Genomic DNA, 23,576 nt, shown 5'->3' with positions numbered 1-23,576 from the left:
GTGAAATCATGCCCCACGCCACGCCGCTCATTGCCACCATCGTCGGCAGCCTCGCCCTCGCCTTCGTCTTCGGCACGCTGGCCCACAGGCTGCGCATTTCGCCGCTGGTGGGCTATCTGCTGGCAGGTGTGCTGGTCGGCCCCTTCACGCCGGGTTTCGTCGCGGACCAGAACCTCGCCCTGGAATTGTCCGAAATCGGCGTCATTCTGCTGATGTTCGGCGTCGGCCTGCATTTCTCGTTAAAAGACCTGCTCTCGGTCAAAGCGATCGCCATTCCCGGCGCCGTCATCCAGATCGCCTTTGCCACATTGCTGGGCCTCGGTCTGGCCATGGCCGCCGGCTGGTCGATGGGCGGAGGGTTGGTCTTCGGCCTCGCCTTGTCGGTGGCCAGCACCGTGGTGCTGCTGCGCGCCTTGCAGGAGCGGCATATCGTCGACACCGAGCGGGGCCGCATCGCCGTGGGCTGGCTGATCGTCGAGGATCTCGCCATGGTCCTCACCCTGGTCCTGCTGCCACCTTTGGCTGGTGTATTGAATGGCGAGGCCGGCGGCAACGGTGTCGCGATCGGCGACGTATGGCTCCAGCTCGGGATCACCATCGGCAAGGTGACCGGGTTCATCGTCTTCATGCTGGTGGTGGGGCGCCGGGTCATTCCCTGGCTGCTGCATTACATCGCCCATACCGGCTCGCGCGAATTGTTCCGCCTGGCCGTGCTGGCGATCGCGCTGGGTGTCGCATTCGGCGCCTCGGCCCTGTTCGGCGTCTCCTTCGCCCTGGGCGCCTTTTTTGCCGGCATGGTGCTGGCAGAATCAGAACTCAGCCACCGCGCCGCTGAAGAATCCCTGCCGTTGCGCGATGCCTTTGCCGTGCTGTTCTTCGTTTCGGTCGGTATGCTGTTCGACCCGTCGATCCTGCTGCGCAGCCCATTGCTGGTCGCCGCCACCGTCTTCATCATCATCTTCGGCAAATCGGTCGCGGCCTTCGCGATCGTCCGGCTGTTCCGGCATCCGCCCGGCACGGCATTCGTCATTTCGGCGAGCCTTGCCCAGATTGGTGAGTTCTCGTTCATCCTGGCAGCCCTCGGCGTCGATCTCAATCTGCTGTCCTCGGAAGGGCGCGACCTCATCCTCGCCGGTGCAATCATTTCGATTCTTGCCAATCCGGTGCTCTTTGCACTGATCGACAAGTACCGCGGTGAGCGCGAAGATGCGGGGAACGCCCGTGGGCCAGATGTCGAAGTCGAGCAGACCCGGCGCACCACGCTCGATGCCCATACCGTGGTTGTCGGCGGCGGGCGCGTCGGCCAAGCCATCGTCAATTATCTGACGCGGGAGAAGCTGCCCTTCCTGGTGATCGAGGACCGCGCGAGCGCCGTGAAACGGCTGCGGGAGCAGGGCATTGAGGTGATCGTCGAAAACGCGGCGAGCCCGATCGCCATCGAGGCTTCAAACATGGCGGGAGCAAAGCGCCTGTTCGTCGCCATCGACAATGCCTTCGAGGCCGGTCAAGCGGTGGAACAGGCGCGCGCCGCCAACCCGGATCTGAAAATCATTGCCCGCGCCTTCTCGGCCGAAGAAGTGGATCATCTGCGGCAGAATGGCGCCGACCGTATCGTCATCGGCTCGGAAGCCATCGCAAGCGGCATGCTGGAGAAGGCCTACCGCCATCTGCGGCGGCAGCCAGCAGGCGAACCGACCGGTGAAAGCCCGGCGACTTCCTAGCCGACGGCTTGCAGCGCTTCCGGCGTCGGCAGGTTGATCCCCCACATCTTTTCCAGGCCGTAGAGCGTACGAATCTCGGGCCGGAACAGATGCACGATGATGTCGCCACCGTCGACCAGCACCCAATCGCCCTGGCTCAGGCCCTCGATATTGACGGTCTTGATGCCGGCCTTGCTGAGTTTCTCGGCAACATGCTGCGCCATGGCAGCCAACTGACGCGTGTTACGCCCGGTGGCAATCACCATGAAATCGGCGATGGCGGATTTCTCGGCAAGATCGACATGGACGATGTTCTCAGCCTTGTCGGCATCGAGCGACTTCTCCACCATCTTCAGCAGATCGAAACGCCGCGGATCGGCAATGGCGGCCGCAGCGGCATTGCTGCGAACGGCACCAGATTTCGGCTTGGATATCTTGGCTGATTTGGTGGCGACGGGCTTTTTGGCGACCGCTTTGGTCTTCGTTTTAGGCGCCGTCTTGGCCGTCACCTTCTTTGCCGGCACCGCCTTCTTCGCGGCGGCGGACTTGGTGGCGGCCTTCTTGGCAGCGCTCTTCTTTGCCTTGGGTGCTGACTTGCCAGTGGTAGATTTGCCGGTCGATTTCACTGCGGACTTCCGGCGCCCCGCGTTGTTCTTTTCAGAAATGGCTGCGATCCTCCAAGATCGGCGTTATTGCTGTGTTGCATTGAACCAAACTGCTCATCTGGGCGCCGCCGGTCCTGCCGCCCGCCAACCCGTTTCGCCCCATTTCCGCTTGCGGCGGATCTCGGTAGCTGAAATCGGGTTCAGCCGATGATGCACGAATGTCCACGCCGGCGGTGGCGATGTGACCAGCGTTCGGGCCGCTTGCTCCCGCGCCCGAAAACAGGCGAATCGCCGTGCCGCCAATGCGGCCAATGCACGATAAGTATATGTCGGGCGGTCGAAAACCGCAATTGGCACAAGATGAAAGATCTGTTGCCAGTCCTTCCAGGCATTCATTCCGGCAAGATTGTCGGCACCCATTAGCCAGACGAAGCGGTAGGCGCGGAACTGATGCTGCAGGCGCTTAAGCGTGTCCGCGGTATAGCGCGTCCCGAAGCGCATCTCGAGATCGGTCACCCTTATGCGGGGATGCGCCGCCACCCGTTTCGCCTCGGCCAGGCGAATCGCAAAAGGCGCCATGTCGCGGCTGCTTTTCAGGGGATTCTGCGGCGCCACCAGCCACCAGACCTCATCGACGCCAAGATAGGACAAGGCGGCAAGGCTGATGTCACGGTGGCCCTCATGCGCCGGATTAAAGGAACCGCCCAGCAGGCCGATCTTGCGCGCGATGGTGACCACGTTTAAGGCCGCACCTGGCCGTTCCCGCGCACCACATACTTATAAGAGGTGAGTTGCTCGGCCCCGACCGGGCCGCGGGCATGCAGCTTGCCGGTGGAAATGCCGATCTCGGCTCCCATGCCGAACTCGCCGCCATCGGCGAATTGGGTCGAGCTGTTCCAGATCACAATGCCGGAATCGATTTCGTTGAGAAAGCGCATCGCCGTTGGCTCGTCGGCGGTCACGATGGCCTCGGTATGATGCGAGGAATGGCGGGCGATATGCTGAATCGCCTCGCCCACCCCCTCGACCACCTTCACCGAGAGGATGGCATCCAGATATTCGGTGTCCCAGTCTTCCGGCGTCGCCGCCGAAACACGCTTGTCGAGCGCCTGGATATCGGCATCGCCGCGCAACTCGCAGCCGGCTTTGATGAGATCGTCGAGGATCGGCTTGGCAAATTTGAGGGCCGGGCGATCGATCAGCAGCGTTTCCGTGGCACCGCAAATGCCGGTGCGGCGCATCTTGGCATTGACGACGATCCTCCGCGCCATTTCCGGATCGGCGGCACGGTCGACATAGGTATGACAGATGCCGTCGAGATGCTTCAGGACCGGGATGCGGCTTTCATTGGCGACGCGCTCAATGAGCCCCTTGCCGCCCCGGGGGATGATGAGGTCGATATATTCGGTGAGACCCAGCATGATGCCGACGGCGGCGCGGTCGGTGGTGGGCAGACGCTGCACGGCGGCCTTGGGCAAACCGGCGGCGCAGAGCCCCTCCTGCAGGCAATCGAGAATGGCGCCGGCACTGTGAGCACTCTCCGAGCCACCGCGCAGGATGGCCGCATTCCCGGATTTGAGACACAAGCCGGCAGCATCCGCGGTGACGTTGGGGCGGCTCTCATAGATGATGCCGATGACACCGAGGGGCACGGAGACACGCTCGATCTTCAAACCGTTCGGCCGGTCCCAGGACCCAAGGCTGCGACCGACGGGGTCCGGCAAAAGCGCTACCTCTTCAAGGCCCTCCGCCATGCCCTCGATGCGCTTCTGATCGAGAAGCAAGCGGTCCAGCAAGGCGGCACCGAGGCCCTTGGCGCGCGCAGCCGCCATATCCTTCTCGTTGGCGGCCAGAATCTTCGGCGCCTGGACGCGGATCTCGGCAGCCATCGCTTTCAGGGCGAGATCCTTCTTCTCGCGCGGCGCCATGGCGAGCTTCGCCGCCGCGGCCTTTGCCGCGCGGCCGAGCGAGAGCATTTCCGCCAGCAAGGGATCGCCAGCCATGTCCTTCTTGAGCGCCGTCATCAGAACCCTCTCAGCTCACCACCAGATCGTCCCGGTGAATCATCTCATCACGGCCACGATAACCGAGCAAGGCCGCAATCTCCTTGGATTTGTGGCCCATGATCAATTTGGCGTCCGCCGCGTCATAGGCAGCGAGGCCGCGGGCGATCTCGTTGCCTTGTGCGTCGACCACCAGCACGGCATCGCCGCGCTCGAACCGGCCCTCGACACCGACGATACCGGCCGGCAGCAATGACCTTCCACCGCGCAAGGCATTGAGCGCACCGTCATCGACGACGAGCTTGCCCTTGGCCTTCAGCGATCCGCCGATCCAGCTTTTGCGCGCGGTCTTGGGGCCGCTCGGCGGCAGGAACCAGGAGCAGGTGCCACCATCCAGGATCGTCTGGAGCGGGTTCATTTTCTTGCCGCTGGCAATCACCATGCGGCAACCGGCCGACATGGCGATGCGTGCCGCGGCGATCTTGGTGATCATGCCGCCTGAGGAATAGCCAGTGGGCGCCGCCCCGGCCATGGCTTCGATCTCGGCCGTCACCTCGGTCACTTCGCCGATGAGTTTCGCTGATTTGTCCTTGCGGGGATCGGCGGTATAGAGGCCGTCGATGTCGGAAAGGAGCACCAGTGTGTCGGCGCTGATCATGGCGGCGACGCGGGCAGCGAGGCGGTCATTGTCGCCGAAGCGGATCTCGCTGGTCGCAACCGTGTCGTTCTCGTTGATCACGGGGACGGCACCGAATTGCAACAGGGTGTTGAGGGTCGAGCGCGCATTCAAATGCCGGCGGCGCTCTTCGGTGTCGTCGAGTGTGAGGAGGACTTGCGCCACGGTGATACCGTGGCGCGCGAGGGTTTCCTGGTAGGCATGCGCCAAGCGAATCTGGCCGGTCGCCGCCGAGGCCTGTTTTTCCTCGAGGCGCAGCACGCCTTCGGCCAAACCAAGATGCCGGCGCCCGACGGCGATGGCGCCAGATGAGACCAGCACCACTTCCTGTCCCGCCTTGCGCAAGGCGGCGACGTCGTCGGCCAGAGCATCCAGCCATTTGCGCCGGATACCGCCGGTCTCGTCATCCACCAGCAGGGCAGAGCCGATCTTCACGACCACCCTTTTTGCGCCCGCCAACGACCGATCCTTGGCTTGGACTTTCTTCTTCTCACTCATCGACGCGCATCCCCCTCATGCGACTTCCTGAACTATCAGGCGTTGATCTCGATCCCCTGACTCATATCCTGGCTTTCCGCCGCCTCGCGCGCCTTCTCGGAATCGATGACGCCGAGCAGCGTCCGCATCAATTCGGTGATGCCGATACCGGCAGCACCCGAAATCCGGTAGACTACTTGACCCTTCTTCAGCTTGGCAGCCTTCTTGAGCTTCGCGGCTTTTTCCTCGATCTCTTCCTCGGTCAGCGCATCGCATTTGTTGAGCGCCAGGATCTCGGGCTTCTCGGCAAGTTCCGCGCTGTAGGATTTCAGTTCCTTGCGGATCGTCTTGTAGGACGCCGCCACATCCTCCTCGGTGCCGTCGACCAGGTGGAGCAGCACGCGGCAGCGCTCGACATGGCCGAGGAACTTGGTGCCGAGCCCGGCCCCTTCATGCGCGCCTTCGATGAGGCCGGGAATATCGGCCATGACGAATTCGCGCTCGTCGACATGGACCACGCCCAATTGCGGCTTCAGCGTGGTGAAGGGATAATCCGCGATCTTCGGCTTGGCGCGCGAGACCGCCGCCAGCATGGTCGACTTGCCGGCATTAGGAAGGCCGACCAGCCCCGCATCGGCGATGAGCTTGAGGCGCAGCCAGATCCAGCGCTCTTCTCCCGGCCAGCCCTGTCCCGCCTGGCGCGGCGATTGATTGGTCGAGGTCTTGTAATGCGCGTTGCCGAAGCCACCATCGCCACCGCGGCACAGCACGATTCGCTCGCCGGGCTTGGTGAGATCGAACAGCAAGGTTTCCTTGTCTTCGTCGAAGATCTGCGTGCCCACGGGCACGCGCATGACGATGTCCTCGGAATCCTGGCCGGTGCGCTGCTTGCCCATGCCGTGATAGCCACGCCGCGCCTTGAAATGCTGCTGGTAGCGATAATCGATCAGCGTGTTCAGATTCGGCACGACCTCGACGATGATGTCGCCGCCACGGCCGCCATTGCCGCCATCCGGCCCGCCGAATTCGATGAACTTCTCGCGCCGGAACGAGACGCAGCCAGCGCCGCCGTCACCGGATTTCACGAAGATCTTGGCCTCGTCGAGGAATTTCATTGGATCGGCCTTTCACCGAGATGCTGGCAGAAGCGCAGCAAATATCCGTCTGGATCCTGCACCAGGAATTGGCGCTGTCCCGTCTCGTATTCATCGACGCGATACCAGGCGTCGTAGGGTTCGCGGTAGAGATCGACCGAAGCAGCCCGCAAGCGCACAACCATATCGGCGAGATCGGAAACCTCTATCTGCAGATTGATGCCGCGGCCGAAGGGCGCCTCCATCACGCCCGTCTGCCAGGATGCCTGATCATCGATCTGTTCGATCATGATCTGCGCCCGGCCGCGCTCGAGATAGGCGAAGCCATGCTCGGGCCGGTCATAAAGGCATTTGAAGCCGAGCAAATCGACATAGAAGGCCCGGCTCGCCGCAAAGTCGCGGCACAGCAGTTCCGGCACCAAAGCGTTGAAGTCGATCTCTTGCGGTTTCATGGTTCAGTCTTGTGCAAAACAAAAAGGGGAATGGCGGTTCCGCCATTCCCCTTTTCAAACACTTCAGCGAATGGCCGCGCCCGTTACCGGGCGCCGATGCTCATTCGGCCGCCGGTCGCGCCACAGGCAACACGGAAACGGTGGTACGACCACCCGTGCCCGTCTTGAAGGTCACCCGGCCCTCGGCCTTGGCGAAGAGCGTGTGATCCTTGCCGATACCGACATTCTGGCCGGGGTGGAACTTGGTGCCGCGCTGACGGACGATGATGTTGCCCGCGATCACGGCTTCGCTGCCGGACTTCTTGACGCCCAAGCGACGGCCAGCGCTATCGCGGCCGTTACGCGAGCTACCACCGGCTTTTTTATGTGCCATTTGGGTCTCTCCCTAAAATCGGATCAGGCGCGCCCTCAGGCGGCCTTGATGCCTTCGATCTTCAACACCGTCACGAACTGACGATGGCCGCGCTTGCGGCGGTAATTGTGGCGACGGTTCTTCTTGAAGATGATGACCTTGTCGCCCTTGCGCTGCTCGATGACCTTGGCGGTGACCGAGGCGCCCTGCACCACGGGCGAACCCACGGTGATGTTGCCGCCTTCGCCAAGCATCAGCACTTCGTTGAGCGAGACGCTGGCGCCTTCTTCGGCCTCAAGCTTCTCGACCAGAATGATATCGTTGGTGGCGACCTTGTACTGCTTGCCGCCGGTCTTGATCACTGCGAACATGATTGCCGTCCTATGGGCGCCTGGAACGAACCTTCATTCCTTCCGCCGCATGCCAAAAACTTCGGGCCGCCGAAGGGCGACCCGTTCGAGGTGGGAAATAGACGTTATCGCCCCCGCCTGTCAACCGGATTCGGCCAGGTTCCGAACCGGCCTAAGCCCCTGGTTTTAGGCCCTGGAGCTGCAAAACCTGGGTCGCCGGGCGGGCAGTTACGCCATCCTGCTCCAGGCCGAGGACGCTGAAGCTTCCGGCCCGGCAATCCGCCATCACCGCCAAGCGGCTGAATTTATTGAGAATCGGGTATTTAAGCCAGTCAAAATCCGCTGGCAGACCCGTAAGTCCCCGCGCCAGGGCACAGGCATCCCGGAAACGCCCTGGACTGTCCACGCCACGCGGCCAGCCGCGCGGCCAAGTGGGCGAGCCGGCAAGGTCGGGCCAATGATTGGAGATGGCGACCGGTCCTGGCCGCAAACGGGCCTTCTCCTCCAGCCGTTCGATGATCAGCGCTCGGCCGTCGGCGCCCGTGAGGCTGAACAGCGCCGGGATTGAAAGCGGCGTGTCGTGGAGAAGCCGCATCGCCGTATCAAAATCCTGCGCCTTTTCAAATACCTGGCGGAGAAGATGCGTGGGCGGGACAGCCCGGCGGCGATGCACCCGCAACCTTTCCACGCCCCAATCGAGGGCTTTCACACCGGTGGTGCGACGGATGGGTGGCTGATTATAGGCCGCGGCGAAGCGGCCGGGCGCCAGGCCGGTGAGAACGCCGACGAATCCCGGCCAGGTCGCCTGCCACCAGGCGCCCACCACCGCGTCGTGACGGGTCACGGTCAGTTCGGCGCCAAGTCCATTGAGCGGCCAATCCAGCACCCGCATCAACCGTCCGCCATTCACCATGCTGGAACAGGCCCATTCCGTGCTGAGATTGAGGGCGTAGACGCCCGAAATGCCCGGAATGTCGGCGATCCGGTCAATTTCGGCACGATAGGGGGTCACATTGCCGGCAAGCCAGGCCCTGGAGCGCCAATCCATGGCGGCTTGAACCGGGCCTGTCACCAAGGCTCGCCCCGCCGCCGCCAGCCGAGCCACTTTCTCCGGTGCCAGCACCGCAAGATGATCGAGGCTGTTTCGGCCAAGATCGACCAGCGCAATTTCGGGCAGGTCGCTATCGGGCATGTGGCCCACGCTTCATGGTTAAGGCATTCATCGCGTTAAGATCGATGGCGAGACCCGGTGGGGTCAAGCCGGACTTGCGAAGACCGATTCACTTCGTTAGGTTCCGCGCCGTTCAGCCGGCCCGGATCTCATGATCCCCTGCGGAGGGGTGCCAGAGTGGCCGATTGGGACAGTCTCGAAAACTGTTGTACGTGCAAGCGTACCGTGGGTTCGAATCCCACCCCCTCCGCCATCCATCTGCCAGTATCCCGTACATTGCCGCATGCCATGGCGCTTGCAGTCATACAGCTTCGGCCATATAGTTGTATAATACAACTATATGGATAACCCGATGGCTGGCCCCAGACGCGACGCTGACATCGACCGCATTCGCGCGGCATCTCGCCGTCTGGTGCGCGAGCTTGGTTTCATGCGACCGACACTCGCCGGAACCGACCTGCCGCCCTCGGCGGTGCATGCGCTGATCGAGATCGGGGCGCGCAAATCGATGACCGCACGCGAGCTCGGCGACATCCTGGTCCTGGAGAAATCGAGCATCAGCCGGATGCTGCGCAAGCTCGTCGAACGCGGCGAACTGACCGAAGGGGCAAGCGCCACGGACGGGCGGGCCAAGCCCCTTTCCTTGACGGCGAAAGGGCGCGCCACACTCGGCCGGATCGACGACTTCGCGAGACGCCAGGTAAGCGCAGCGCTGGGCGCCATGAAGCCGGGGGCACGGCGGGATCTCGCCGTCCATCTTGGCGCCTATGCGGACGCGCTCAAGGCCAGCCGAAGAGACCAGGCAAAAGGATCGCTTCATGACGCCGATGGATGAAGCCGCGCTGAGCGCCCTCGCCGGCCCGGCGCCGGTCACGGCAGCCGGCGGACGCCTTGCCGGCAAGATCTGTCTGGTCACCGGCGGCGCCAGCGGGATCGGCCGCGCGACTGCCCTTCGCATGGCGGCGGAAGGCGCCGCCGCCGTCATTCTTGCCGGCCGGCGACAGGCTATCGGTGCGGCAACCGCCGCGGAAATATCCGATTCCGGCTCGATCGGCCTGTTCGTTTCCACCGATGTCACGCGCGAGGAAGATGTCGCCAATCTGGTCGCAACCATTTTGCAGCGCTTCGGGCGCTTGGACGCCGCCTTCAACAATGCCGGCTTCCAGGAAAAGCGTGCCGCCCTCGCCGATCAATCCGATGCCACTTTCACACAGGTTTTCGATACCAATGTGCGCGCCATTGTCCATTGCCTGCGCCATCAGATTCCGGCGATGCGTGCCCATGGCGGCGGCGCCATCGTCAACAACACCAGCGTGAGTGGCATTCGCAATCCCAATCCAGGCCTCGCCTTCTATTCGGCTTCCAAGGCCGCGGCCGTCGCACTGACTCGCTCGGCTGCGATGGAATATGCGCAAGAAGGGATTCGCATCAATGCCGTGGCGCCGGGCCGAGTGGTCACGGACATGATGCTTTCGTCCGGAATCGCCGACATGCGTCAAGTCGCGGCCGCCTTGCCGCTCCGGCGCATGGGTCACCCCGCGGAGGTGGCCGCCGCGGTATGCTGGCTCTTGTCCGGGGAAGCGAGCTTTGTGGTCGGGCACACGCTCTGCACCGATGGTGGCTTCCTGGCGGCCTGAGGCGCCAGGAAGCGGAACAAAGGTGGACAATCCACCGGAACGACCGGAAAACCGGGTCTCGGCGACAGGCACGCATCATGCTGCCAGGCGATCTCCGGATAGCCACTAAGTACCCTATGGCATTGACCAATTTGCGTGCTAGTTTGGGCGCAACGAGTCGGTTTACCGACCGAGAGACAATTGGTTCGACAGGGTCGTCCGGTCAGCTTCTTGGGGGTCGTGGTTTGAAGCGTATCAGTCCATCGCGCGCGCTGCTGATGTCAGTAGCGCTTACCGTCGTCATCTGCGGTGGCGCCAAAGCCGACGATCGGACACATCTGGTTGCCGACGAGGTGGGCTACGACGAGGATTTCGGCCTCTATGTCGCCCGTGGACATGTCGAGATGCAGCGCGACGACAAGATCGTCATGTCCGATGTCCTCACCTATAACGAACGCACCAAGACGCTGACCGCCAGCGGCAATGTGGCCATCCTGCTGCCCTCCGGCGACACGATCTTCGGCTCCTATGCAGACGTCTCCGAGGACATGGATGATGGCCTGATCAAGGACTTCCGCGCATTGCTCGCGGATGATTCCCGCCTTGCCGCTTCGTCGGCGCAGCGCATCAACGGCAATGTGCTGCAACTTCAGAACGCGGTCTACACGCCGTGCCTCCCCTGCAAGGAAGACCCGTCGCGCCAGCCGATCTGGCAGGTCAAGGCGAACAGCGCCGTACAGGACGACGTCGCCCAAACGGTGACCTACAAGAATGCCCGGATGGAAATGTTCGGCCTGCCCGTCTTCTGGACGCCCTATTTCCAGCACCCGGCGCCGGGCGTCACCCGTGCCTCGGGCCTGCTCGAGCCCAAGTTCCGTTTTTCCTCCGGTGATTCCGGTTTCCAGATCGCACAGCCCTATTTCGTCACTCTGGGAACGGACAGGGACATCACGGTGACACCGATCGTTCGCGTCGGCGGCGATCCGGATCCGGCCGCCGGCGTCGGCCTTCTCGAATACCGCGAACGTTTCCGCGATGGCGCCATCAAGCTCGAGGGCTCGGCGACGATGGAAGACCGCAAGGGCGATGACGACCGCGATATCGAGAAGAACAACGACTTCCGTGGTCACGCGGCGGCGGTTGGCTTGTTCGAGATCAATCGCGATTGGCGTTGGGGCGGTAATCTGAAAGCAGCCACCGACAAGACTTACTTGCGGCAGTATTATCTGGGCTCGCCGCGCTGGATCGAAAACGAATTATGGACGGAAGGTTTCTTCGGGCGGTCCTATTTCGAGGCGCGCGCAATGGGTTTCCAGACCACGCGCAAGAAGCAGGAACGGCCCAACCGCGCGCGCGGCAATCGCTATGACGACGAGAACGCGCCGATCGTCCTGCCTTCGATTTCCTATAATTACGTCAGCGAGCCGGATTCTTTCGGTTCCTATTGGGGCCTCAACCTCGGCACGGCAAATATCCTTCGCGAAGATGGCCGCGAGTACTTCCGCCTCTCGGCAAAGCCGAGCTGGAAGCTGCCCTATACCAGCCCGCTGGGCGACATTTACGAACTCAACTTCTCCCTGCAGAGCGATCTTTATGTCGTCAACGGCACCGATCCAGATTCAGATCTGGTGGATCCCGACGGCTCGGATGCGATCGACGATACGGTTGGTCGCGTCTTTCCACAGGGCAGCCTGAAATGGCGCTATCCTTTCGTGCGCCCCGGCCAATCGATCACCCAGATTTTCCAACCCATCGCACAGTTGGTGTTCGCGCCGGATTGCTGCAACACCGGCAATATCCCCAATGAAGACAGCGCGGATCTCGCCTGGGATACGACGCGCCTTTTTGATCCAGATCGCTATTCCGGCAATGACCGCGTCGACAATGGCTCGCGCGTGAATTATGGCCTGCAGTGGCTGGGCTATTTCAACGAAGGTGGCAGCGCCGAGGTGTTCGTGGGGCAGAGCCTGCGCTTCCTGGGGGATTCGACCAGCAACTACAACGATTCCGGCGTCGATGACGATCTGTCGACCGTGGTCGGCCGCTTGGCCATCTCGCCGAAATCATGGGTTAGCGCCGCCTACGATTTCGAGTTCGATACCGACAACGGCGAGATGCGGCGCCAAGTTGCCAGCGCCTCGGTCGGCAATGAGGATCTCAAGATCAATGGCGGCTATAGCTACTCGGACCAGCCGAGCCCCTGGAACGACGACGAGGAAATTTATCTCGGTGTCACCAGCGAGTACTTTGAGTATTGGAAATTGAGCGCCGGTTCGAGCTACAGCTTGGAGGACGACGAATTCTCGCTGTTCCGCTCGGAGATCGAGTATCAGGACGAGTGCTTCGGCGCGACCTTCTCCGTCTTCTACCAGCCGGATGATTCCGATCGCGACGAATTTAATGGCGATTTCACGGCCTTCGTGCAATTCCGTTTTACCAATCTTGGCAATATCGGCACGGGCAACTGAGGCCCACCGCCGGCAGCGAGGATGGCACCATGAAAGCCTATTGCATCGTCTATGAGCATATCGACGATCCGGAGATGTTCGAGACCTATCGCCGCCAGGTGATGCCGACCATCGAGGCCCATGGGGGTCGTTTTCTGGTCCGTGGTGGTACTTTTACCGTGCTTGAAGGCGAGATGCCTTTCGAACGAATCGCGATGCTGGAGTTTCCCTCGCGCAAGGCTGCCGAGGATTGGTACAACTCGCCGGATTATCAGCGCATCCTGCCCCATCGCCTCAACGCCACACGCTGTCAGTTCATCCTCGCCGACGGCGTTTCGTAAGATCGCGGGGCGACGGCCTTTTTGAGGAACCCCGCCACCAGAATGGCGGCGAGAACCATTCCGAGCATGGCAGCAAAGGAAACGGGCATGAAGCCCACCTGCGCATAGACGGCTCCATAGACCGCCCCGCCCATACCGACCGCAAGATACGTGATGAAGGAGAACAGGCCCATCGCCGTGCTGCGTTCAGCCGCCGGGGCGCCGCCGATGAAAGAGACCAGCACGTTCATGCAGATATGGTTGGCGAGTCCCCACAGGAACGGATAGGTCAGCGTCGACCAGAATTCCAGCAGAGCAAAGGGCAGGATCAGGTAGTTGAGCCCGACCGCCAGCAACGCCAAGGCCATCAGCCGCACAGGTCCCTGGCGATCCTGCCAGGCGTTGAACAGAACGGCCGCGCCGAAGCCCAGGCCATAGGAAGCCGCTACGACGCCACCCAGCCAGGCGCCCGCATCGTGCAGATGCCGCACGTAATCGCCGACGAAGGTATAAGTTTGGTAGAATCCAATCATGTAGGCAAAGGTTGCAACGAGACAGAGCTTCATGCCCGGCACACGGAGTGCCTCGGCATAGCTGGCGGCATTCGTCACGATGGTGCCGGAGGTCGGCGAGATACGGCCCAGCAACATCGCCATGAAGAGGCAGGCGGCGCTCACCGTTGCGAAGGTGCCGCGCCAATCGACGAGATCGGCAAAGAGAGCCGCCAGCGGAATGCCGGCCACCATCGCCACGGACCAGCCGAAGATCACTTTGCCGATCGCGCGCGAGCGTGCTTCGGGCGCTGACAGTTCCGCCGCCAGCGCATAGGTGCCGGGCAAGACGATGCCGGCGGCAAGACCGGTCAGCGCCTGGCCCCCGACCAGGACGCGCCAATCCCAGGCGATGCCGCAGAGCGCCAGGCCGCAGGCCATGATCAGGAAGGCCGTGCGCAGGGCCGGCACCTTGCGCCAACGCCCGAGCTGCGGCGCGGCGATCAGCGCGGAGAGAGCGACGCCGAGCCCATAGGCGCCCGTGGCAAAGCCGATTTCGCGTGCCGTGGCGTGCAAGGCCGCTGCCATGTCCGGCAGCATGGGCGAGAGCATCAATGCCTGCAGCCCGACGGTCGCGATCCCCACCATCAGGATGGTGAGGTCGCGCGCCGGCGTTGATCCCGGCGCAGATCCGGGAGCGGGGGAACCAATTTCTTGCGTCACGGCTTCAGAACCTTGTTTCTATACCAATGGAAAATGCCGTATCATGTTAGATAATTACTTTCAAACGCAGAATAATACCCCTTTAACCCCATTCATGAGCAGCCATCGATGGATCAACTGGACCGAACCCTGTTAGCCCATTTGGCCGAGGATGCGACCATCGCCTATCGCGACCTTGGCGCCCGACTCGGCCTCTCCGCCCCCGCCGTGTTCGAGCGGGTGAAAAAATTGAAGGCCCAGGGCGTCATCCGCCGCACCACGATCGAGATCGCGCCGGAAACCATCGATCGCCCGCTCCTTGCCTATGTCCACGTCAATACCGAGGGCTGGGGCAAGACGCCCGAATTGCTGGCACTCGGCGAAGACCCGCGGGTCGAGGAGATCCATGCGGTGGCCGGCGATACCTGCATGATATTGAAAGTCCGCTGCGAGAACACCCAGGCCCTGGAAAAGCTGCTGAAGAAAATCTACGACGTTCCGGGGATCAAGGGGACGCGCTCCTATATCGCGCTCAACACCTATCTGGAGCGCAATGTGCGGGCCGAACTCGCAAACCAGTGAGCCCGGGGCAATCCCTGCAGATATTGCCGGCGCCCATCGCGCAAACGCGTTTCTCCACGGCGCCTGATCCGCCCTATGGTCGAAATCCGGATCCGATCGAGCACAGGAGCAGGGATTGGGCGAGATCATCGGTGTCTTGGCAGCCGTGCTGTCGAGCGGCCTCGGCGGCACGGCCATCGGTGCCACGCGCTATGTCATCCACCATACCGACCCGGTAACTTTGGGCGCCTTGCGTTTCGGTATCGGCTGCCTGCTCTTGGGGTTAGTCGCGCTCTGGCGCCGTGATCGCTGGCCAGCCCGCAGGGATTGGCCGGGCATCGCCGGCCTCGGTTTCCTGTTCTTCTGTCTCTTCCCGATCCTGTTCAACGCATCGCTCGCGTACACCAATGCTGCGCGTGGCGCTCTCGCACTCGCGACCCTGCCGCTTCTCACCATGGTCGTGGGGGCGGGTTTGGGGATCGAGGCTCTGACCGCACGCAAGACCGCCGGCGTCGTCATCGCCATGGGCGGTGTGGCCATCGCATTGGTCAGCGGCATCGCCTATGCTCCGGCCGGTGCCTGGCGCGGCGATCTCCTGATGGTGGGGGCAGCGCTCTGCATGGCACTCTACAACGTGTGGTCACGTCCCTTTACCAACCGATCGAGCCCGGTCGCCGCAACCGCGCTTGCCATGCTGTTCGGCGAAGTTCCTTTGCTATTGGTGGCCGGCTGGCGTGGTGGCTTCGCTCCGCTTGCGACGTTCGGCGCGGTGGAATGGGGCGCCATTCTCTATCTCGGCATCGTTTGCGGGGCGTTCATTTTCTTCCTTTGGACCTTTGCGCTCAGCCGCACGACCCCCACCCGCGTCGCCATCTCCGTGACGGTGAATCCGGTGACGGCGGCGATCTTCGGCGCGTTGCTGCTTGACGAGCCGATCCGCTGGAATCTGGTGATTGGTGTGGTCACGGTCTTCGTCGGCATCTGGGTTGCGACGACCAGCCGCGTCACTTCTTCGGCCGCAACTTCTGCCAATCCGCCGGCGACATCATCCCGCCGATGAAGTTGAACTGCCCGGCGCCCTGAAGCCATTCGCCGCCATCGATGGTGACGACCTCTCCATTGATGTAGCCCGTCTCGTCAGCCATCAGAAAACTAGCAAGATTAGCAAGTTCGTCATGATGGCCGGCGCGATGAAGCGGATTCTTCGCTTCAAAAGCCGCGGCCAGTTCCGGCTTCGGTACCAGGCGTTCCCAGGCGCCTTCGGTCGGGAACGGACCCGGCGCGATCGCGTTCAGGCGGATGCCGCGCCCGCCCCATTCCACCGCAAGCGAGCGCGTGAGCGCCAAGACGCCGGCCTTCGCCATCGCCGAGGGCACGACATAAGCGGAGCCTGTCCAGGCATAAGTCGTGATGATCGAGAGCACGCTGGCATGCCTGCCTTCCGCCAGCCAGCGCTTGCCGCAGCCGAGCGTCATATAAGCAGAGCCGTGGAGCACGATGCCGAGGACGGCGTCGACGGCGCGCGGGCTCAGCGTTTCGCTCTGGGCGATAAAATTGCCGGCCGCATTATTGACCAGACCATGCAGCGGGCCATTCTGCCAGACCCAGCCAAGCAGATCCTCGACCTGCGCAGCCTCGCGGATATCGCATGCCTTGAACGCGACCTTGCCACCGGTTTCATGCTGCAGCGACTCAGCCGCCTCCGCCAGAACCGGCTCGCGCCGGCCGCAAATCACCAGTTCCGCTCCGAGCGACAGATAGCGCCGGCCAATGGAACGACCGATGCCGGTCCCACCACCGGTGATGAGGATGCGTTTGCCGGCGAGAAGATCGTTCCTGAACATGAGATTTTTCCCCTTCTGTCTCACGTGAAAGGGCTAGGGAACCATCTTGCCTGAGTCAAGATTGGCTAGCGCGATGGTGTAAGGTGATAACCCGGATCCTCGGCCACCATCTCGCCGGCAAAGCGGAAATCGGTAGGATGTGCCGCGTGAATTCGGTAAAGCGGCTCGCCCTTCTGTACCGGATCGCCGACCTTTTTGAAGAGATCGATCCCGGCCCCCTTATCCGTGGGAGCCCCGGCAAGTCGGGCCAGGCGCGCGATGCGATAACAATCGATCGCGGCGACGGTGCCGTCGGCGTCCGCGATGACATCCTGCTTTAGCGTACCCAGAATGGGGCTCGCGGGCGGCGGTCCCTGAGCCTCGATGATCTCCGCCATCTGTCTGGCAGCGGCACCGGAATCGAGGAGTTCCTTGGCTCGCTCGTGGCCCTTGCCACCGCGCAGATTCGGATCGAATTCGAGAATATGGCCCGCAAGCAGGAGTGCCCGGCTGCGGAGATCGCCGGGCGCCAGGGGATCACGCTCGAGCACGCGCATCACGTCGCGCGCTTCCAACACAGGTCCCACGCCATTTCCTACCGGCTGGGTCCCATCGGTAATCTCGACCCGGACGGTGAGGCCGAGCTGATCGCCGACGAATTCAAAGAGTTTACGCAGGCGAATCGCATCGGTATGCGAGCGGACCTTCGCGGTCGGCCCCATCGGAATGTCGATCACAAGATGGGTGGATCCGGCGGAGAGTTTCTTGGAAAGGATCGACGCCACCAATTGCTCGCGCGTATCGATACCGAGCGGCCGTTCGACGGAAATGAGAATATCGTCGGCCGGCGCCAAATTTACGTGACCGCCCCAGACAATGCAGCCATGCGCACGACCGACGATGTCACGCATCTCGTCGATATCGATCTCGACCCGGGCCAGCACTTCCATGGTGTCGGCTGTTCCCGCTGGCGACGTGATTGAGCGCGAAGACGTCTTGGGAATGGTCAGGCCATGGGCAGCCACGATCGGCACCACGATCATCGAAGTGCGATTGCCGGGAACGCCGCCGATGCAATGCTTGTCGACGACCAACCGATCGGGCCAGGTCAACCGGCTGCCCACCGCCGCCATCGCCCGGGTCATGCTGAGGACTTCGTCGGTGGTGAGGAAGCTCGCCGAGGCGATGAGAAAGGCGGCGATCTCCATTTTTGAATAGCGGTTGGCGGCGATGTCGCGGATGATCGCCTCGAAATCGGCGGCCGAGAGACTTTGTCCCAGCACCTTCGCCCGCACCGCCTCGCGGCTGGCAGGTGGGGCGGCCTGGGCCACCTTCACCACTTCACCGGCGGGCAGACCAAGTTGCCGGAAACCGGATTCCGAAAGGCCAAGCTCATCGGCGCCCAGCAGGCTGGAATCATCAATGATGTTGAGCACAGCCAGAATCGAGCGGCCGTTTTTCGAGACCTCGATCTTGGCGAGACCCTGGAATTTTTCCGCCCGATAGAGCGGGCAATCGCGCGACAGATAGGCGACGTTCTCGCGATAGGTATCAATCGCCATCGGCTTCAGCTTGAGCACGGAAATTCCCTTATAGATCTTTCAGCAATCTACAATGATTACCGAAGGCAGGATGCCGTCGACTTGACCTGGATCAAGCCACAACGGGCAGGATGCGCTATTTCTGGCGCATTGCAAGACGACGCATTGCAAGAGCAGGGAACGCTGTCATGAGAGAACAAAAGACGGATGGCCGCTTTATCTATGTCATGGGGGCTTCGGGCGTGGGCAAGGACGCGGTCATGGGCTACGCCCGTACGCATCTTGAAGCGACCCGCAATGTCATCTTCAGCCACCGCTATGTGACTCGCCCAGCTGAACTTGGTCATGAGAACTACGTTTCCCTGAGTGATGCCGAGTTTGAACTGCGGAAAAGCAAAAACCTCTTTCAATTCGATTGGCCGGCGCACGACCTCCGCTACGGCATCGGCGTGGAGGTGGAGATCTGGCGTCGAGCCGGCCTCGACGTGGTGGTGAGCGGATCGCGCGCACATTTCGCGACACTGCTGGATGCGAGCGACATCCTGCCGATCCTGATCGATGCCCCGACCGACATTCTGCGCCAGCGCTTGCTGGCACGCGGCCGGGAAAATGCCATGGCAATCGAGGAACGCCTGCAGCGCAGCCAAATGCAGCGGCCTACCCATCCGGCTTTGCGTGTTATTAGCAATGCAGGTGACCTTGCGACCGCCGGCGAACAATTTCTTGCCCTGCTAACGCGCTAATTTTCCTGCTTCCGCCCAACCATCTCGCGGCAGGCACCAAGCAGTGCCACGACTTCGGCATCCGAGACCTGGGGAAAGTCACGGTAATGGGCACCAACCGCATTGAAATCCGCGGGCAGACTGAGGCAGACCAGATCGTCGACCTCGGCCCGGATCTCTTCGACGACATCGGGCGGTCCTACCGGCACGGCGAGGACCATGCGCTTAGGCCCCTGCCGACGCAAGGCACGCAGGGCAGCACGCGCCGTGGCCCCTGTCGCCAGGCCGTCATCCACCACGATGATGTTGCGATCCTTGGCCGAGAGCGGCGCATGCCCACAGAGATAGATCTGCCGACGCCGCCGAATCTCCTTCAACTCCCGCTCGGCGGCCTGACGCAGCAATTCTTCGGTGGGATGAAGATGCGCGACGATCTCGTCATTGAGGACGATTTCCGGTTCCGGACCATCGACGATGGCGCCCAACGCGAGTTCCGGCTCGAAAGGCGCCGCCAGTTTGCGCACCAGGATGATGTCCAAGGGTGCCCCTAGGGACTTCGCCACTTCGTACGCAACAGGAACCCCACCCCGGGGCAATGCATAGATGATGCAATCGTCCGCTTTATATTTGGCAAGTGCTGCGGCAAGTTGCTGACCGGCTTCGGTTCGATCTCGGAACATTGCGTCGAGCCTCCCCTATTGCATCAAACCCGTGTTTTTAGTTCAGCACAATCCTGGTCCGTGGCGCCTGATCTGGGTCAAGTCCGGCATGATATTATGACCCCTTCTTCTCTTGCAAAATGTTGCCGCCATCGACGACCAGCATCTGCCCAGTGATATAGGAGGCTTCGGCGCTGGCAAGAAAGGCAGCCGCCGCTGCAACTTCGGCCGGGCGTCCCGGCCGACCGATCGGCGTGTGCTGGCCGGCAACAATTTCGGATGGTGCCGATGACGCCGTTTCGATCCAGCCGGGACCAACGGCATTTACCGTGATGCCCTTTCCGGCCACCTCGACGGCAAGCGCGCGGGTGAGGCCCATCATCGCCGCCTTAGCGGTGGAATAACCGGCACTTCCTGGATTGGTGACGATGGGACCGGTCACCGATGAGATATTGACGATGCGGCCATATTGGCGGCGCAGCATCTGCGGCAGCACGGCACGCGTCACCAGGAAACAGGTATCGAGGTTGATGTCGAGCGTGCGGCGCCAATCAGTAACCGCGATTTTGTGAAAGAGCGCAAATTTCTCACGCTTGCCGGTCTGGATCATGCCGGCGTTGTTGACCAGGATATCGATCTTTCCGACGGCCTTGCTCACTTGTGCGATGAGTTGGGTTACTTCAGCCTCGACGGTAAGATCCGCAACGAATGCAGCGTGTCGCCCGGTATCACCGAGATCGCGTAGCCGGTCGTGGATGCGGTTCGTTGTCGAGGTAATGGCAACGCGCGCGCCGCCTTTTGCCAGTGTCCTTGCAATGGAAAAACCAATCCCATCCGCACTGCCGGCACCGGTTACCAACGCCGCCCGGCCATCAAAATTCAGCATGCCTCCTACCTCCCGCATCTTATATGGCTCAAGGACTTACGCCCCGCCGCCGTTTATTCGCGCGGCGCCCCCTTGATTAACCTGCCGGGCAGTCGCTATCAATGGCGCGCTCAGAAACAGCGAAAGGGGCAAGTGCACGCATCATGGCATCACTGGAAGCCGGCCTGCCGAAAAAGCAGGTCGACGCGATGATCAAGCGAGAAACCGACCGTTACATCCAATCCAACCCCATTTCCCGGCAGCTCGGGCTAGACGCCCGCAAGAACTGGGTCAAAGGCGTCCCCCACCACTGGATGCTGGATTGGTCGACACCCTTCCCGCTTTTCGTCGCCGATGCCAAAGGTGCGAACCTCACCGACGCTGACGGCCACGTTTACGACGATTTTTGTCTCGGTGACACCGGCTCGATGTTCGGGCATTCGCCGGAACCGGTCGCCAAGGCGATTGCCGCACAGGCGTCACGTGGCCTCACTTACATGCTGCCCACCGAAGACATCATCACCGTCGGCGCTGCTCTTGAGCGCATGTTCGGTCTGCCTTTCTGGCAGGTGACGACGACAGCGACCGATGCCAATCGCTTTGTGCTGCGCTGGTGCCGGGCCATCACGCGACGCCCGAAGATCCTGGTGTTTCACGGCGCCTATCATGGCGCGGTCGACGATACGTTTGTGCGGCTGAAGGACGGGAAGGAGATCCACCGCCCAGGCTTGATCGGCCAGGTCTATGATCTCACAGTCAACAGCAAAGTCGTCGAGTTCAATGATGTGGCGGCGCTCGAAAAAGCACTCAAGGATCGCGACGTCGCCTGTGTCATCACCGAGCCGGCACTTACCAATATCGGCATGGTCTTGCCGCAGCCGGGCTTTCTCGACGACGTGCAGCGTCTCTGCCGCGAGACGGGGACCTTGCTGGTGATCGACGAGACCCATACCATTTCCACCGGGTATGGCGGCTATACCCGGTCCCATGGCCTGAAGCCCGATTTCCTCACGCTGGGGAAGCCGGTCGCAGGTGGCCTGCCCGCCGCCGTATTCGGCTGCACGGCCGAGATCGCGGAACGGATGCGCGCGGCGGAAACGGAAGCGGGATCCGGCTATAGCGGCATGGGCACCACCTTGTCGGCCAATGTCCTGCAGTTCAAGGCGATGCGCGCCAATCTCGAACAGGTGATGATTCCGGCCGCCTATGAGCATATGCTGCCGCTGTCCGAGAAGCTGGCACGCGGTATCGAAGGCGAGATCAAGCGGCGCAATATTCCCTGGCATGTGTCGAATGTGGGAGCGCGCGCCGAGTTCGTCTGTGCACCCGAGCGACCGCGCAATGGCAGCGAGGCGCAGGCGGCGATGCATGGGCCGGTTGAACTTGCCGTACACCTTTATCTGCTCAATCGCGGCCTGCTGATCGCACCCTTCCACAACATGACCTTGGTCAGTCCGGTTACGACGGAGGCACAGGTCAACCGCCTGGTGTCGACGATCGGCAACTGCCTGGACGAACTGGCAGCCTGAACATGGGCGCCGCACAATTTTCCTTTGGGGGACATTATGAATAACCGAGTGGCCGAGACCGGCGCCTGCGATGCGTTCCTGGCGGAGCATCCGGAAGTCAAGTTCGTGCAGATTTTCTTCACCAACCAATCCGGGGTGCCGCGCGGCAAAAACCTGCTGCGCCATGACATCCGGCCGATCTACGAATATGCCCGCTTCCTCCCCGGCACCATGCTGGCACTCGACGTCACGGGAATGGACGTCGAGGAATCCGGCCTGGTCTGGACCGATGGCGATGCCGACCGGCTCGGCAAGCCGGCACCGGGCGGCCTCACGCTTGCGCCCTGGCTGGGCCCAGATTTCGCGCAGCTCATGCTGAGCGTCTATGAACTGGACGGGACGCCCTGCGATGTCGACCCGCGCCATGTGCTGCAAAACGTCATCGACCGGTTCAAGGAATTCAATCTGACACCGGTCATCGCCTGCGAGATGGAATTCTATCTGGTCGACCGTGAAAACCGCCCGGATGGCGGCAGGCAGCCGCCGGCCTCGGCCGTTACCGGCAACCGCCCCTGGGATATCCAGGTCTACGGCCTGCGCGAACTCGACGATTTCGAGCCCTTCTTCCGCGACGTCTACGCCATGGGCGAGCAAATCGGCCTGCCGCTGGAATCCGCGATTTCGGAATATGCGCCGGGACAATTGGAACTGGGGCTCCGTCACCGTGCGGATGCGCTGCAGGCCTGCGACGAGGCGATCAAGTACAAGCGCCTGGTAAAGGGCGTTGCCGTCCGCCACGGCTTCGAAGCAACCTTCATGGCTAAACCCCACAGCGACATCGCGGGATCCGGCATGCATCTGCATGTTAGCCTCGCCAATCCGGATGGCAGCAACGCTTTCGGCAGCGACGACCCGGCCGGCAGCCCCCTGCTGCGCCAGGCCGTGGGCGGCATGCAAGCGATGCTCAATGAATCCATGGCCGTCTTTGCCCCGAATGCAAATTCCTATCGCCGCTTTCGCGCCAATTCCTATGCGCCGGTAGCTCCCACCTGGGGGATCAACAACCGTACGGTGAGTTTCCGCGTGCCGGCAGGGCCTGCGAAGTCGCGGCATATCGAGCATCGCATCTGCGGCGCCGACGCCAATCCCTACCTCGCCGTGGCGGCCATGCTGGCCGCGATCCATTGGGGACTGAAGCAAAAACTCGATCCAGGCGCCCCGGTAGAGGGCAATGGCTATGCCAAAGCCCAGGAAATGGGCTGGACCTTGCCCACCAATTGGCAGGCAGCCATCGACCTGTTCACCCGGTCAGAGCGCATGAAGGATTATTTCGGGACCCGCTTCCATCATGTCTATGGTGCGGTCAAACAAGCGGAATATGACCGCTTTAATGCCCGTGTCACGGAACTGGACTACGCTTGGTACCTGCGTAACGCGTGAC

Annotated in this window: 24 protein-coding genes and 1 tRNA gene; 11 read left to right on the top strand and 14 right to left on the bottom strand. The window is 62.1% G+C overall.

Annotated elements, in window-relative coordinates; genetic code table 11:
• The first annotated feature begins 8 nt into the window (after positions 1-8).
• The gene (gene ybaL / locus ACE3PR_RS02495) at positions 9-1,721 is read left to right on the top strand and encodes a YbaL family putative K(+) efflux transporter (protein WP_374367777.1); all 1,713 of its coding nucleotides are present in this window, start codon (positions 9-11) and stop codon (positions 1,719-1,721) included.
• Here ybaL and rsfS read toward each other — a convergent pair.
• The 9 genes from rsfS to ACE3PR_RS02450 all read right to left on the bottom strand — a co-directional run bounded on the left by rsfS (position 1,718) and on the right by ACE3PR_RS02450 (position 8,901).
• On the bottom strand, positions 1,718-2,326 hold the full coding sequence (gene rsfS / locus ACE3PR_RS02490; RefSeq protein WP_374367774.1) for a ribosome silencing factor: 609 nt from the start codon (positions 2,324-2,326) through the stop codon (positions 1,718-1,720). The two genes, ybaL and rsfS, sit on opposite strands and share 4 nt — an antisense overlap.
• A 93-nt stretch (positions 2,327-2,419) precedes the next feature.
• Complete coding sequence (locus ACE3PR_RS02485; protein ID WP_374367772.1) at positions 2,420-3,043, bottom strand: nicotinate-nucleotide adenylyltransferase; 624 nt, start codon at positions 3,041-3,043, stop codon at positions 2,420-2,422.
• 2 nt (positions 3,044-3,045) lie between these two features.
• Positions 3,046-4,329: a glutamate-5-semialdehyde dehydrogenase gene (locus ACE3PR_RS02480; RefSeq protein ID WP_374367770.1), complete on the bottom strand. Its 1,284-nt coding sequence runs from the start codon at positions 4,327-4,329 to the stop codon at positions 3,046-3,048.
• A 10-nt stretch (positions 4,330-4,339) separates the two neighbouring features.
• A complete protein-coding gene (proB, locus tag ACE3PR_RS02475) occupies positions 4,340-5,482 on the bottom strand; it encodes a glutamate 5-kinase (RefSeq protein WP_374367767.1) in 1,143 nt (380 codons plus the stop codon).
• A gap of 35 nt (positions 5,483-5,517) precedes the next feature.
• Positions 5,518-6,576: a GTPase ObgE gene (gene obgE, locus ACE3PR_RS02470; protein WP_374367765.1), complete on the bottom strand. Its 1,059-nt coding sequence runs from the start codon at positions 6,574-6,576 to the stop codon at positions 5,518-5,520.
• Positions 6,573-7,007: a bleomycin resistance protein gene (locus ACE3PR_RS02465; RefSeq protein WP_374367763.1), complete on the bottom strand. Its 435-nt coding sequence runs from the start codon at positions 7,005-7,007 to the stop codon at positions 6,573-6,575. The genes obgE and ACE3PR_RS02465 overlap by 4 nt, the downstream gene beginning before the upstream one ends.
• Positions 7,008-7,107: 100 nt before the next feature.
• On the bottom strand, positions 7,108-7,380 hold the full coding sequence (rpmA, locus tag ACE3PR_RS02460) for a 50S ribosomal protein L27 (RefSeq protein ID WP_374367761.1): 273 nt from the start codon (positions 7,378-7,380) through the stop codon (positions 7,108-7,110).
• A 35-nt stretch (positions 7,381-7,415) separates the two neighbouring features.
• Positions 7,416-7,730 carry a 50S ribosomal protein L21 gene (rplU, locus tag ACE3PR_RS02455; RefSeq protein WP_374367759.1) on the bottom strand — a complete coding sequence of 105 codons (315 nt, stop codon included), beginning with the start codon at positions 7,728-7,730 and terminating at the stop codon, positions 7,416-7,418.
• A gap of 151 nt (positions 7,731-7,881) precedes the next feature.
• Positions 7,882-8,901 (bottom strand): hypothetical protein, encoded by a 1,020-nt coding sequence (locus ACE3PR_RS02450; RefSeq protein ID WP_374367757.1) that lies wholly within the window; start codon positions 8,899-8,901, stop codon positions 7,882-7,884.
• A gap of 142 nt (positions 8,902-9,043) precedes the next feature.
• Here ACE3PR_RS02450 and ACE3PR_RS02445 point away from each other — a divergent pair.
• From ACE3PR_RS02445 to ACE3PR_RS02425, 5 genes are all read left to right on the top strand, one after another.
• Positions 9,044-9,133: transfer RNA gene (locus ACE3PR_RS02445), tRNA-Ser, on the top strand.
• A 99-nt stretch (positions 9,134-9,232) separates the two neighbouring features.
• Entirely contained in the window at positions 9,233-9,715 is a 483-nt protein-coding gene (locus ACE3PR_RS02440; protein WP_374367755.1) for a MarR family winged helix-turn-helix transcriptional regulator, read from the top strand.
• Positions 9,699-10,517 (top strand): SDR family NAD(P)-dependent oxidoreductase, encoded by an 819-nt coding sequence (locus tag ACE3PR_RS02435; protein ID WP_374367753.1) that lies wholly within the window; start codon positions 9,699-9,701, stop codon positions 10,515-10,517. The genes ACE3PR_RS02440 and ACE3PR_RS02435 overlap by 17 nt, the downstream gene beginning before the upstream one ends.
• A 224-nt stretch (positions 10,518-10,741) precedes the next feature.
• The gene (locus ACE3PR_RS02430; protein ID WP_374367751.1) at positions 10,742-12,964 is read left to right on the top strand and encodes an LPS-assembly protein LptD; all 2,223 of its coding nucleotides are present in this window, start codon (positions 10,742-10,744) and stop codon (positions 12,962-12,964) included.
• 29 nt (positions 12,965-12,993) lie between these two features.
• Positions 12,994-13,284: a DUF1330 domain-containing protein gene (locus ACE3PR_RS02425; protein ID WP_374367749.1), complete on the top strand. Its 291-nt coding sequence runs from the start codon at positions 12,994-12,996 to the stop codon at positions 13,282-13,284.
• On the opposite strand, the gene ACE3PR_RS02420 is transcribed toward ACE3PR_RS02425, so the two are convergent.
• Positions 13,254-14,477: an MFS transporter gene (locus ACE3PR_RS02420; protein ID WP_374367748.1), complete on the bottom strand. Its 1,224-nt coding sequence runs from the start codon at positions 14,475-14,477 to the stop codon at positions 13,254-13,256. The genes ACE3PR_RS02425 and ACE3PR_RS02420 overlap by 31 nt on opposite strands.
• Positions 14,478-14,585: 108 nt before the next feature.
• Here ACE3PR_RS02420 and ACE3PR_RS02415 point away from each other — a divergent pair, with 108 nt between their 5' ends.
• Together ACE3PR_RS02415 and ACE3PR_RS02410 are read left to right on the top strand one after the other, a co-directional pair.
• A complete protein-coding gene (locus ACE3PR_RS02415; RefSeq protein WP_374367746.1) occupies positions 14,586-15,038 on the top strand; it encodes an Lrp/AsnC family transcriptional regulator in 453 nt (150 codons plus the stop codon).
• Between the two features lie 115 nt (positions 15,039-15,153).
• The gene (locus ACE3PR_RS02410) at positions 15,154-16,077 is read left to right on the top strand and encodes a DMT family transporter (RefSeq protein WP_374367744.1); all 924 of its coding nucleotides are present in this window, start codon (positions 15,154-15,156) and stop codon (positions 16,075-16,077) included.
• On the opposite strand, the gene ACE3PR_RS02405 is transcribed toward ACE3PR_RS02410, so the two are convergent.
• Together ACE3PR_RS02405 and ACE3PR_RS02400 are read right to left on the bottom strand one after the other, a co-directional pair.
• The gene (locus ACE3PR_RS02405) at positions 16,022-16,861 is read right to left on the bottom strand and encodes an SDR family oxidoreductase (RefSeq protein WP_374367742.1); all 840 of its coding nucleotides are present in this window, start codon (positions 16,859-16,861) and stop codon (positions 16,022-16,024) included. The two genes, ACE3PR_RS02410 and ACE3PR_RS02405, sit on opposite strands and share 56 nt — an antisense overlap.
• A gap of 65 nt (positions 16,862-16,926) precedes the next feature.
• Entirely contained in the window at positions 16,927-18,420 is a 1,494-nt protein-coding gene (locus ACE3PR_RS02400) for a thymidine phosphorylase family protein (RefSeq protein ID WP_374367741.1), read from the bottom strand.
• Positions 18,421-18,569: 149 nt separating this feature from the next.
• On the opposite strand from ACE3PR_RS02400, the gene phnN reads away from it, so the two are divergent.
• Entirely contained in the window at positions 18,570-19,124 is a 555-nt protein-coding gene (gene phnN / locus ACE3PR_RS02395) for a phosphonate metabolism protein/1,5-bisphosphokinase (PRPP-forming) PhnN (RefSeq protein ID WP_374367740.1), read from the top strand.
• Here the strand turns inward: phnN and ACE3PR_RS02390 are convergent.
• Together ACE3PR_RS02390 and ACE3PR_RS02385 are read right to left on the bottom strand one after the other, a co-directional pair.
• Positions 19,121-19,783 (bottom strand): phosphoribosyltransferase, encoded by a 663-nt coding sequence (locus ACE3PR_RS02390; RefSeq protein ID WP_374367738.1) that lies wholly within the window; start codon positions 19,781-19,783, stop codon positions 19,121-19,123. The genes phnN and ACE3PR_RS02390 overlap by 4 nt on opposite strands.
• A 94-nt stretch (positions 19,784-19,877) precedes the next feature.
• On the bottom strand, positions 19,878-20,648 hold the full coding sequence (locus ACE3PR_RS02385; RefSeq protein ID WP_374367736.1) for an SDR family NAD(P)-dependent oxidoreductase: 771 nt from the start codon (positions 20,646-20,648) through the stop codon (positions 19,878-19,880).
• A 143-nt stretch (positions 20,649-20,791) separates the two neighbouring features.
• Here ACE3PR_RS02385 and ACE3PR_RS02380 point away from each other — a divergent pair, with 143 nt between their 5' ends.
• Both ACE3PR_RS02380 and ACE3PR_RS02375 read left to right on the top strand, forming a co-directional pair.
• Positions 20,792-22,156 carry an aspartate aminotransferase family protein gene (locus ACE3PR_RS02380; protein ID WP_374367734.1) on the top strand — a complete coding sequence of 455 codons (1,365 nt, stop codon included), beginning with the start codon at positions 20,792-20,794 and terminating at the stop codon, positions 22,154-22,156.
• Between the two features lie 36 nt (positions 22,157-22,192).
• Positions 22,193-23,575 (top strand): glutamine synthetase family protein, encoded by a 1,383-nt coding sequence (locus tag ACE3PR_RS02375; protein WP_374367732.1) that lies wholly within the window; start codon positions 22,193-22,195, stop codon positions 23,573-23,575.
• The last annotated feature ends 1 nt before the right edge of the window (position 23,576 follow it).

Source organism: Dongia sp. (assembly GCF_041909655.1).
Taxonomy (GTDB): domain Bacteria; phylum Pseudomonadota; class Alphaproteobacteria; order Dongiales; family Dongiaceae; genus Dongia.
Note: the sequence above shows the minus strand (reverse complement) of the source record. Positions and strands in the feature narration are given on the sequence as shown.